General features: G+C 55.2%; 2 tRNA genes and 1 rRNA gene. All 3 read right to left on the bottom strand.

The annotated features are described in order from the left end of the window. Positions 1 to 231: 231 nt before the first annotated feature. Positions 232 to 307 (bottom strand) — tRNA-Ala (locus AXW67_RS00025). Between the two features lie 33 nt (positions 308 to 340). Then, positions 341 to 417 (bottom strand) — tRNA-Ile (locus AXW67_RS00020). Positions 418 to 646: 229 nt separating this feature from the next. Beyond that, positions 647 to 2,137, bottom strand: a 16S ribosomal RNA gene (locus AXW67_RS00015). Between the last annotated feature and the right edge of the window lie 363 nt (positions 2,138 to 2,500).

Below are 2,500 nucleotides of genomic sequence, written 5' to 3'. Positions count from 1 at the left end.
CGCTAAAAGGATCATTTACAACTCGCAACCAACCTCACGGCCGGAAGCGAGCGCCGAAATGATCCGGAGATAATGAAGGCTCGCGCAACAATTGCTGCACGACCCAACTCGGATCGATCTCCTCTTTACGATGTCAGAAAACACGCACGTCACTGTCCATCCGGACTAGTGGGTGCGAAGTGATGTTTCGCGGACGATTTCGGTACAAGCTGCGCCGGCAATCAAACCATCTGGTGGAGCCAGACGGGATCGAACCGACGACCTCATGCTTGCAAAGCACGCGCTCTCCCAGCTGAGCTATGGCCCCGTAACCAGAAGACGAATGCTCACTCGATGAAAGTGGTGGGCCTGGGAAGACTTGAACTTCCGACCTCACGCTTATCAAGCGCGCGCTCTAACCAACTGAGCTACAAGCCCCTAACGCATATCCTTCGGAGGACAAGGGATCTTGCTCGCGTGCAGCCGGCCACTAGCGCCGAATGCAACCGCACAGCGCAGCCCCTGGCGCGTGTTCGTCCGCGAAGAAAGAGAAACGTAGACGGCGAAATCCCGCCAATGGAGCTCAACGATCTGGCGATCTGTTGGCCCCTGATGTTTCTAAAACGGTCCGATAGTGAGCGTGAGCTCTCTGAAGGACCATCCTTAGAAAGGAGGTGATCCAGCCGCAGGTTCCCCTACGGCTACCTTGTTACGACTTCACCCCAGTCGCTGACCCTACCGTGGCCGGCTGCCTCCATTGCTGGTTAGCGCACCGTCTTCAGGTAAAGCCAACTCCCATGGTGTGACGGGCGGTGTGTACAAGGCCCGGGAACGTATTCACCGTGGCGTGCTGATCCACGATTACTAGCGATTCCAACTTCATGGGCTCGAGTTGCAGAGCCCAATCCGAACTGAGACGGCTTTTTGAGATTTGCTAGGACTTGCGTCTTCGCTTCCCATTGTCACCGCCATTGTAGCACGTGTGTAGCCCAGCCCGTAAGGGCCATGAGGACTTGACGTCATCCCCACCTTCCTCGCGGCTTATCACCGGCAGTCTCCTTAGAGTGCTCAACTAAATGGTAGCAACTAAGGACGGGGGTTGCGCTCGTTGCGGGACTTAACCCAACATCTCACGACACGAGCTGACGACAGCCATGCAGCACCTGTCTCCGGTCCAGCCGAACTGAAGAACTCCGTCTCTGGAGTCCGCGACCGGGATGTCAAGGGCTGGTAAGGTTCTGCGCGTTGCGTCGAATTAAACCACATGCTCCACCGCTTGTGCGGGCCCCCGTCAATTCCTTTGAGTTTTAATCTTGCGACCGTACTCCCCAGGCGGAATGCTTAAAGCGTTAGCTGCGCCACTAGTGAGTAAACCCACTAACGGCTGGCATTCATCGTTTACGGCGTGGACTACCAGGGTATCTAATCCTGTTTGCTCCCCACGCTTTCGTGCCTCAGCGTCAGTATCGGGCCAGTGAGCCGCCTTCGCCACTGGTGTTCTTGCGAATATCTACGAATTTCACCTCTACACTCGCAGTTCCACTCACCTCTCCCGAACTCAAGATCTTCAGTATCAAAGGCAGTTCTGGAGTTGAGCTCCAGGATTTCACCCCTGACTTAAAGACCCGCCTACGCACCCTTTACGCCCAGTGATTCCGAGCAACGCTAGCCCCCTTCGTATTACCGCGGCTGCTGGCACGAAGTTAGCCGGGGCTTATTCTTGCGGTACCGTCATTATCTTCCCGCACAAAAGAGCTTTACAACCCTAGGGCCTTCATCACTCACGCGGCATGGCTGGATCAGGGTTGCCCCCATTGTCCAATATTCCCCACTGCTGCCTCCCGTAGGAGTTTGGGCCGTGTCTCAGTCCCAATGTGGCTGATCATCCTCTCAGACCAGCTACTGATCGTCGCCTTGGTGAGCCATTACCTCACCAACTAGCTAATCAGACGCGGGCCGATCTTTCGGCGATAAATCTTTCCCCGTAAGGGCTTATCCGGTATTAGCACAAGTTTCCCTGTGTTGTTCCGAACCAAAAGGTACGTTCCCACGCGTTACTCACCCGTCTGCCGCTGACGTATTGCTACGCCCGCTCGACTTGCATGTGTTAAGCCTGCCGCCAGCGTTCGCTCTGAGCCAGGATCAAACTCTCAAGTTGGACTTGAACTTTGAACCGGCTGATCACAACGTTTGACGAGGTCCCACCATTGTCGACCGAAATCGACTTGCTGTCTGCGATTCACATCGCGGACAACGATGGTGTTTCCTTTGAAACGTGTACCGCCGAAGTCTTTCGTCCTCTCTCAGTACTCAAAAGCCGAAGCTCTTAAGTGGTCCGAGAGGCGCAAGGACTCCGCCGTCCACGTTTCTCTTTCTTCATCTTCACTTGTCAAACAGCCCGGGACCGGAGAGGTCCCAACCTTCCTGAGAGGAAGGGTTCCGACACCCTTACCGACGATGAATGACTCCAACCGACTGGTGTCGATTGTTGTGTCACTCAACAAGGTGAGGAGCATCAGTG

The sequence above is a fragment of the Bradyrhizobium neotropicale genome (genome assembly GCF_001641695.1).
Taxonomy (GTDB): domain Bacteria; phylum Pseudomonadota; class Alphaproteobacteria; order Rhizobiales; family Xanthobacteraceae; genus Bradyrhizobium; species Bradyrhizobium neotropicale.
The sequence above is the reverse complement of the archived record's forward strand: the minus strand, read 5'-3'. Positions and strand labels throughout refer to the sequence as shown.